Annotated in this window: 6 protein-coding genes; 4 read left to right on the top strand and 2 right to left on the bottom strand. The window is 71.2% G+C overall.

Annotation, left to right across the window (positions count from 1 at the left end):
• The first annotated feature begins 270 nt into the window (after positions 1-270).
• Complete coding sequence (locus F3J10_RS20885; RefSeq protein ID WP_167242902.1) at positions 271-1,929, top strand: ATP-binding domain-containing protein; 1,659 nt, start codon at positions 271-273, stop codon at positions 1,927-1,929.
• A 109-nt stretch (positions 1,930-2,038) separates the two neighbouring features.
• On the opposite strand, the gene F3J10_RS20880 is transcribed toward F3J10_RS20885, so the two are convergent.
• Positions 2,039-3,598 (bottom strand): methyl-accepting chemotaxis protein, encoded by a 1,560-nt coding sequence (locus F3J10_RS20880; RefSeq protein ID WP_167242901.1) that lies wholly within the window; start codon positions 3,596-3,598, stop codon positions 2,039-2,041.
• Between the two features lie 189 nt (positions 3,599-3,787).
• On the opposite strand from F3J10_RS20880, the gene F3J10_RS20875 reads away from it, so the two are divergent.
• The 3 genes from F3J10_RS20875 to F3J10_RS20865 all read left to right on the top strand — a co-directional run bounded on the left by F3J10_RS20875 (position 3,788) and on the right by F3J10_RS20865 (position 6,468).
• Positions 3,788-4,381, top strand: coding sequence for a GNAT family N-acetyltransferase (locus tag F3J10_RS20875; protein ID WP_167242900.1), 594 nt, complete (start codon positions 3,788-3,790; stop codon positions 4,379-4,381).
• 9 nt (positions 4,382-4,390) lie between these two features.
• Complete coding sequence (locus tag F3J10_RS20870) at positions 4,391-5,257, top strand: MerR family transcriptional regulator (protein ID WP_167242899.1); 867 nt, start codon at positions 4,391-4,393, stop codon at positions 5,255-5,257.
• A gap of 230 nt (positions 5,258-5,487) precedes the next feature.
• Positions 5,488-6,468, top strand: a complete 981-nt coding sequence (locus F3J10_RS20865; protein ID WP_166915966.1) for a sulfonate ABC transporter substrate-binding protein — start codon at positions 5,488-5,490, stop codon at positions 6,466-6,468.
• Between the two features lie 126 nt (positions 6,469-6,594).
• Here F3J10_RS20865 and F3J10_RS20860 read toward each other — a convergent pair whose 3' ends face one another.
• Positions 6,595-8,073 carry a SulP family inorganic anion transporter gene (locus tag F3J10_RS20860; RefSeq protein ID WP_025099516.1) on the bottom strand — a complete coding sequence of 493 codons (1,479 nt, stop codon included), beginning with the start codon at positions 8,071-8,073 and terminating at the stop codon, positions 6,595-6,597.
• Positions 8,074-8,561: the final 488 nt, after the last annotated feature.

Here is an 8,561-nt window from a genome sequence, read left to right as displayed (position 1 = left end):
CGGCGGCCAGCAGCAGCGCGGCGCCGAGCGCGGCACGGATGCCCGGGCGGCGCGCGCGTCGGGATGAAGGGCGGGGTATCGCTCGCATGGTTCGTCTCCTCGATGGACAGCCAATCCTGTCACCGAGGCGAACACGGATTTCGCGAGACTATTCCGTCGATCCGCGAAATTTCCTGCCCGTGCGGGCGGCCCGCAGCCAGCGTGCAGCCCGGCCGCCGCCCGCTCGCGCGCCTGAGTACAATAGCCGCGCCCTCCCCTCCGAGTCCCTTCATGGCCCGCATCATTCCCGACGACTGGCAAAGCCTGGCCGCCACCGGCGCCGCGCAGCGCGAACGCGACACGCTCGCGATGCTCGAAAGCGCGCTGCCCGATGCCTACACGGTCTATCACGGCGTCCACTGGACGCGTCCCGATCACAATTTCTCGGTGTTCGGCGAGGCCGACTTCGTGGTGGTGAGCCCTTCCGGGCGCGTGCTGCTGGTCGAGCAGAAGGCCGGCTTCCTGCGCGAGACGCCCAAGGGGATCGCCAAGGTCTACATGAAGACCGAGCGCAACGTGGCGATCCAGCTCGCGCGCATGCAGGAGACCCTGCACCGGCGCCTGACGGCCGCCTTCGGTGCCGGCGAATACGGCGTGGACGCGCTGCTCTACTGCCCCGACTACACGGTGGCCAACCCGGCCATCGCGGGGCTGCCGCCCGATCGGATCGTCGATGCCACGCGGCGCGACAAGCTCGCGGCGGTGATCGCCACGCTGCTGCCGGCCGACGAGACGCCGTTCGCGAGCGCCGCCAAGATCCATCACTTCCTGGCCGACGAACTATCGCTCGCGCCCGACACCAGCGCGCTGGTCGGCCAGGCCGACACGCTGGTCACGCGGCTTTCGGCGGGGCTGGCCACCTGGGCGCGCCGGCTCGAATTCGCCCCGTTCCGGCTGCGGGTGGTGGCCACCGCCGGCTCCGGCAAGACCCAGCTCGCGGTGCGCGTGATGCGCGATGCCGTGACGGCCGGCAAGCGCGTGCTGTATGTCTGCTTCAACCGCCCGCTGGCCGATTCGATCAAGCGGCTGGCGCCCGAGGGCGCGATCATCGCCAACTACCACCAGTTCTGCGATTCGGTGCTGCGCGACGCGGGCCATACGCCCGACTTCAGCGAGCCCGATGCCTTCACGCGGCTGGCGGAGCGCTTCGAGGCCACGCCGGTGCCCGAGCGCTGGCATTTCGACGTGCTGATCGTCGACGAGGGGCAGGATTTCCAGCCGGCCTGGGCGGCCTCGCTGGAACGCGTGCTGCGCCCCGGCGGCGCGTGGTGGTGGCTGGAGGATCCGCTGCAGGCGCTCTACACGCGCGACGAGGTGCCCTTCGAGGGCTGGGTGACGCTGCGCGAGCTGACCAACTACCGCAGCCCGCGCGACGTGCTGGCCTACCTGCGCAACCTGGTGGGGGAATTCGAGCCGCTGGCGGCCGAGCTGAAATCGGGCAGCCCGTTCGACGGCTCGGAGATCGCCTTCAATCCCTACGACGACGGCGACGCCACCGGCGAGGCCTGCATCGACGCCACCAAGCGCGCCATCACGCAGGCGCTCTCGCTGGGATTCCGCAAGCAGGACATCGCGGTGCTCTCGTATCGCGGCCGCGAGAATTCGGCGCTGACGCCGCTAGACCAGCTCGGCCCGCATCGGGTGCGCCGCTTCACCGGCAAGTACGACCTGTTCGGCACGCCCGAGTACCAGGACGGCGACGTGCTGCTCGACTCGATCTACCGCTTCAAGGGCCAGGCCGCGCCCTGCGTGATCCTCACCGAGGTCGATTTCGAGGCATTCGACGCGCGCGCGGCGCGCAAGCTGTTCGTCGGCGCCACGCGCGCGACCATGAAGCTGATCGTGGTGGCCTCGCAGCGCGCGACGGCCAGGATCGCGCCGGCCGACTGAGGCCGGGGCGCATGCACGGGTTCAGGCTCGAATGCGTGCGCCGAAGCCAGTCGCGGCCGGTGGCGTCGAGCGCGGGCAGCCGCCCTGCCCGCCACCGGCTCTCGCGGGCTCAGGCCGTGGCGACGCGGAAGGTGCGCACCGCGTGACGCAGGCCGTCGGCCTGCTCCTCGAGCGAGGCGGCGGCAGCCGCGGCCTGCTCGACCAGCGCGGCGTTCTGCTGCGAGACCTGGTCCATCTGCGAGACCGCGCGGCTGACCTGCTCGATGCCGTCGCGCTGCTCGTCGGACGCCGCGGCGATCGCGGCCATGCTGTCGTTCACCCGCGTGATTGCGCGGCGGATCTCGGTCATGGTGTTGCCGGCCGAGCCGACCAGCCGCGAGCCCACCGCCACCCGCTCGACCGATTCGCCGATCAGGTCGCGGATCTCCTTGGCGGCCGTGGCCGAGCGCTGCGCGAGCGTGCGCACCTCGCCGGCCACCACCGCGAAGCCGCGGCCCTGCTCGCCGGCACGCGCGGCTTCCACCGCCGCGTTCAACGCCAGGATGTTGGTCTGGAACGCGATGCCCTCGATGGTGCCGATGATGTCGGCCACGCGCTGCGAGCTGCGGTCGATGTCGTTCATGGTGCCGATCACCTCGCCCACCACCGAGGCGCCCTGCGAGGCGATCCGGCTGGCGTCGTCGGCCGATTCGCGCGCGTCGCGCGCATGGTCGGCGTTCTGGCGCACCGTGGTGGTCAGCTCGGCCATGCTGGCGGCGGTCTGCTCCAGCGCGGCGGCCTGCTCCTCGGTGCGCTGAGACAGATCGGTATTGCCGGCCGAAATCTGGCGCGTGGCGGTGGCGATCGATTCCGAGCCGCGCGAGACGCGCCGCACCGTCTCGGCCAGGTTGCGCTGCATGCGCGTGACGCCGCTCACCAGCTCGGCCATCTCGTCGCGCGAGCTCCAGTGCAGCTCGTGCGTGAGGTCGCCGTCGGACAGGCTGCGGAAATGCTCGAGCAGGCGCGCCAGCGGCCGCGTGATCGCGTAGTGCAGGCCGATCGCGCAGCCCAGGCAGGCCGCCAGGCCGAACACGATGGTGCCGGCCGACACCAGCCGCAGCAGCGAGAAGCTGCGCTGCGCGCCGTCGTAGACGGCCTTGCCGCGGTCCAGCCCGTACTTGTCGAGCTCGCCCGCCGCCTTAGTCAGCGCCACCGACAGCGGCGGCGAGACCTTCATCATCAGGTGGTCGGCCTCCTCGGGATGGCCGGCGCGCATGGCGTCGATCATCGGCTGGATCGCCTGCGCGATGAAGGCGCCGCGCGCGGCGCCCACCGCGTCGGCCAGCGGCTGCTCGCCCTCGTGGCGCGGCAGCGCGTTGTAGTCGCGCCAGGCCCGGTCGGAGATCGCCAGGTAGGATTCGGCCTTGTTGAGCACCGACTGCAGATCCGGGCGATCCGGATGCAGGATGGCGCGATCGAGCGTGGTGCGCACGATCGTCAGGTTCAGGTTGGCGCTGGCCAGCGCGGTCTGCGCGGCGAGCTGCGAGGCATAGGCATCCTTGAGCGCCTCGTTCGAGTTCTGCATGCCGGCCAGGCCCACCACGCCCGTCACGCAGAGGATCAGGGCCGCCAGCGCGAGCGTCGAATAGAGGCGAGTACGGATCGAGAAGCGGGAAAACAGGGCGTTCATGGCGGGCCGGTCGACAGGATTCAGGAGCGCTCGCGCGCACGGTCATTGCTGACGATGTTTACGGAGCGATCGGGCCAAACTTGAGCATTGCGTTTTCCCGAATAATCGGAATCGCCGGCTTTTTTTGCTCCAGCGCAATATCTCGCGCATAGTGGCGATTCATCGCCTCCTCCACCCCTGATCCCGATCGTGTCCAGCCCCGCCACCGCCTCGTCCGCCTCCGCCCCGCACGCTGCCTGCGAGATCCGCGATGCCCGCGACGCGGACCTGCCCGAGATCCACGCGATCTATGCGCACCACGTGCTGCACAGCGTCGCCTCGTTCGAGGAGCTGCCGCCCTCGCTCGACGAGATGCGCGCGCGCCGCGCCGCCGTGCTCGGCCATGGCCTGCCCTGGCTGGTGGCGAGCGTCGAGGGCCGGCTGGCCGGCTACGCCTATGCCGGGCCCTATCGACCGCGCGCGGCCTACCGCCATACCGTCGAGGACTCGATCTACCTCGACGATGCGTTTCGCGGCCAAGGCATCGGCCGCGCCCTGCTCGCCGAGCTGATCGCGCGCTGCGAGCGCGGCCCGTGGCGCCAGATGATCGCGGTGATCGCCGACGGCGGGCGCGGCGGCTCCACCTCGCTGCATGCCGCGTTCGGCTTCGCGCCGGCCGGCACGCTCGCCGCGGTCGGCTACAAGCACGGCCGCTGGCTCGACATCGCGCTGATGCAGCGCGCGCTGGGCCCCGGCGCCGACGCGCCGCCCGCCAGGGGCGACGCCGGCCCGCACACAGGCTAAAATCCGCGCATGCCGACACCGACCCCGACCTCTCCCGCCGAGCTGCCGCCCGAGGGCGCGCATGCCAACGAGTACACCGTCGACGAGCTCGCCCGCGTGACCGACACCACGGTGCGCAACGTGCGCGCCTACCAGGACCGCGGGCTGCTCACGCCGCCGCGCAAGCGCGGCCGCGTCGGCATCTACGACGACACCCACGTGGCCCGGCTGAAGGTGATCAACCACCTGCTGGCGCGCGGCTACACGCTGTCCAATATCCAGGACCTGATCAAGGCGATCGACGACGGCCACGACCTGCGCTCGATCCTGGGCCTGGAGAACGCGATCGGCGGACGCTGGTCGCACGAGCGTCCGAAAACCTATTCGCTGGCCGACCTGGTCTCGATGTTCGGCCCGCAGACGCCGGCCTCGCTGATGCGCGTGACCGAGCTGGGCCTGCTGGAGCGGCGCGGCCTGTCCTTCGTCGCCAAGACGCCGGGCCTGATCGAGGCGGCCGGCGCGCTGGTGCGCGAGGGCATCCCGGTGCGCGAGCTGGTCGACGCGATGAGCATCGCGCGGCCGCATTTCGACGCGATCGCGCGCGTGCTGGTGGACCTGGTGGTGCGCCGGCTCGACCGCTACGACGAAGGCAGCCTGCCGCCGGCCACCGACGTGCCGGCCCTGGTCGACGCGATCTGGCGGCTGCGGCCGCTGTCGGCCACCTTCGTCGAGGGCGAGATGAACCGCGCGCTGGAAGCCGCCTCGGGCGACTACCTCGGCGGACGCGTGGCCACCATCCTCGACAAGCAGCTCAGCGAGGAAGCCGCGCGCGGCGAGGGCCAGCCGGCGCCGCGAGACGGCAGCGGCAGCGGCAAGGACAAGCGCGGCAAGCGCTGAAACCCCATTCCCGCGTGGCGCCCACCAACGCGCCCCGCGCCCTCGAAGGCAATCGCCCCCGCGCGCTGAAGACCATAGTCGGCGCGCCGTCATATTGATATCGGCAATGCTTGGTTGGTGCGCACGGATGCCCGTGCGACGATTTTTCGACTGGGGCGGCCCTCGCCAGAAGGGGGCTGCCGCTTCGTCGAATTGCGCCGCCCGCCGGCCGCCCTCCCGGAGATTGCCCGATGCCCCGCTTCACCCGCTGGCTGCCCGCCGCCCTCCTCAGCGCCGTCGCGCTGCTCGGTTCCACCGCCGCCAGCGCCCAGGCCGGCGCCGACCACCTGCTGCGCATCGGCTACCAGAAGGCCGGCCTGCTCGCCGTGGTGAAGGCGCAGGGCGCGCTCGACGACAAGCTGAAGTCGCTCGGCTACACGGTGAAATGGTTCGAGTTCCCGGCCGGCCCGCAACTGCTCGAGGCGCTCAACGCCAACAGCATCGACTTCGGCTATACCGGCGCGCCGCCGCCGGTGTTCGCGCAGGCCGGCGGCGTGCGCTTCGTCTATGTCGGCGCCGAGCAGCCGGCCCCGCACAACGAGGCGATCTTCGTGAAGGCCGGCTCGCCGATCCGCGAGGTGGCCGGGCTGCGCGGCAAGAAAGTCGCGCTGCAGAAGGGCTCGAGCTCGAACTACCTGCTGCTGGCCGCGCTCAACAAGGCCGGCCTGCGCTACGACGAGATCCATCCCGTCTATCTCGCGCCCGCCGACGCGCGCGCCGCCTTCGAGAGCGGCGACGTGGACGCCTGGGTGGTCTGGGATCCTTATTACGCGGCCGCGCAGAGTTCGCTGAAGGTGCGCACCTTGTCGGACTACACCGGGCTCACGGCCACCTACAACTTCTACGAGGCCACCCGCGACTTCGCCGCCGCGCATCCCGAGGTGGTGGGCGCGGTGCTGCGCCAGCTTCGCGAGACCGGCCTGTGGGTCAACGGGCATCCCGCCGAGACGGCCGCCATCATCGCGCCCAAGGTGGGGCTCGACACCGCGCTGGTGGAAACCTGGTTCAAGCGCGTGCCGTTCGGCGCGGTGCCGATCGACGAGCGGATCGTCGCCTCGCAGCAGGCGGTGGCCGACGCGTTCTACGGCGTGAAGCTGATTCCGCGCAAGCTGGAGGTGGCTGGGAACGTCTGGCGCGATCGCGCGGTGGACGAGGCGCTGGCCGCGAAGTAGGCGCGCCGCCGGCGCCGGCGGCAAGCATGAAGCGGCGCGCGGCCGTCGAGCGGCCCCGCGCCGCTTCGCGTTCCGTGCCTCGCGCACCAGCCCCGTTGCGAGCGATGTGCCGAGGCCCGGCGCGCCTCAATGCGAGAGCGTCGCCGCGCCCGCATCGCCCTTGTCGTGCGTCGCGTAGCGCTCGATCATGGTCGCGCTGGCGCGATTCAGGCCGACGATCTCGACCTCCACGCCGTGACGCCGGAACTTGTTGACGATGCGATCGAGCGCGTCGATCGCGGTCAGGTCCCAGAAGTGCGCATGCGAGACGTCGAGCTTCACGCGCTCGACCCGCTCGTGGAAATCGAACTGCGCGACGAAGGCTTCCGAGGACGCGAAGAACACCTGCCCGCGCACCAGGTAGCGGCGCTCGCCGCCGGCATCGCGCAGCGCCTCGACCTGCAGCACGCGGCGCACCTTCGAGGCGAAGAACAGCGCCGAGAGCAACACGCCGACCAGCACGCCGATCGCCAGGTTGCCGGTCGCCACCACGATCGCGACGGTCACCAGCATCACCAGCGAGGAGCTGCGCGGATGGGTGCGCAGGTTCGCGATCGACTTCCAGCTGAAGGTGCTGATCGACACCATCACCATCACGGCCACCAGCGCCACCATCGGGATCTGCCGCACCCAGGGCCCGAGGAACACCACCAGCACCAGCAGCACCGCGCCGGCCACGAAGGTGGACAGACGCCCGCGCCCGCCCGACTTCATGTTGATCACCGTCTGGCCGATCATCGCGCAGCCCGGCATGCCGCCCAGGAAACCGGCGGCGATGTTGGCGCAGCCCTGGCCGCGGCATTCGCGGTTCTTGTCGCTCGGCGTATCGGTGTAGTCGTCGACGATGGCCGCCGTCATCAGCGATTCGAGCAGCCCCACCACCGCGATGCCGATCGAGTACGGCAGCACGATGCGCAGCGTGTCGAGCGTGAACGGCAGGTGCGGCAGCGCGAAGCCCGGCAGGCGATCGGGGAAGGCGCCCATGTCGCCGACCGTGCGCAGCGGCAGGTGCAGGGCGATCGCGATCGCCGTCAGCACCACGATGCACACCAGCGGCGAGGGCACCGCGCGCGTCACGCGCGGCAGCAGGTAGATGATCGCCAGGCCCAGCGCCAGCAGGCCGTAGACGTAGAGCGGCACGTCGCGCAATTGCGGCAGCTGGGCCAGGAAGATCAGGATCGCCAGGGCGTTGACGAAGCCCGTCATCACCGAGCGCGAGACGAAGCGCATCAGCTCGCCCAGGCGCAGCAGGCCGGCCGCGATCTGCAGCGCGCCGGCCAGGATGCCGGCCGCGAACACGTATTCGACGCCGTGGTCGCGCACCAGCGAGGTCAGCAGCAGCGCGACCGCGCCGGTGGCGGCCGAGATCATGCCGGGGCGGCCGCCGGCGAAGGCGGAGACCACGGCGATCACCGAGGCGGCATAGAGGCCGACCTTCGGGTCGACGCCGGCGATGATCGAGAAGGCGAGCGCTTCGGGAATGAGCGCGAGGGCGACGACCAGGCCGGCGAGCAGGTCGCCGCGCGGGTTGCCGAACCACTCGTCGCGTAGCGTACGGGCGTGCATGGGTGGATTCCGTGTTGAATCGTTGGGGACAGCGCCGCGCGGCCCGATGAGCGTCGGGCCGGCGCGCACTGCCCGGCCGTGGGTGGGCGCGGACGGGCTCGGATGCCGCCGGCATGGACGGCGCGGGACGGATCCCGGGCGCGCTGCCGGCTGGCTTCGTGTGGAACACGGGTAGACGGGACGACGCCTGGCCGGGGCGGCGCAAGGCGCGCGCGCAGGCAGGCGGCATCGGTCCGCGAACCCCCGATCGGTCGGGCGGAATGGACTGACGGGAGTTCGCGAGCGATTACATGGGTAGCGGGATGAATTCGTCGAGGAGGATGGCCCGGCCGGGCAGCGGCGCCTGGCGGCACCCGGCGGGCGGGCGCGAGGGCATCGGCCGCCGCGCGCCGCGCATTTTAACCGGATCGTCCGCGAACGCGCAAACCGGCCCGGCGCCGGGGAGGCTGCGCCGCGCCGCGGGCGGCGAGCGCTACCCGAAACGCGTC

This window comes from Burkholderia sp. Cy-637, from assembly GCF_011753175.1.
Taxonomy (GTDB): Bacteria; Pseudomonadota; Gammaproteobacteria; order Burkholderiales; family Burkholderiaceae; genus Burkholderia; species Burkholderia gladioli.
This window is presented reverse-complemented; position numbering and strand designations above follow the sequence as displayed.

What these genes read in the sequence shown, in the direction of transcription:
- F3J10_RS20880 (WP_167242901.1), bottom strand. Translation starts at nt 3,598, where the DNA reads ATGAACGCCCTGTTTTCCCGCTTCTCGATCCGTACTCGCCTCTATTCG.
- F3J10_RS20865 (WP_166915966.1), top strand. Translation starts at nt 5,488, where the DNA reads ATGCCCCGCTTCACCCGCTGGCTGCCCGCCGCCCTCCTCAGCGCCGTC.
- F3J10_RS20860 (WP_025099516.1), bottom strand. Translation starts at nt 8,073, where the DNA reads ATGCACGCCCGTACGCTACGCGACGAGTGGTTCGGCAACCCGCGCGGC.
- F3J10_RS20885 (WP_167242902.1), top strand. Translation starts at nt 271, where the DNA reads ATGGCCCGCATCATTCCCGACGACTGGCAAAGCCTGGCCGCCACCGGC.
- F3J10_RS20870 (WP_167242899.1), top strand. Translation starts at nt 4,391, where the DNA reads ATGCCGACACCGACCCCGACCTCTCCCGCCGAGCTGCCGCCCGAGGGC.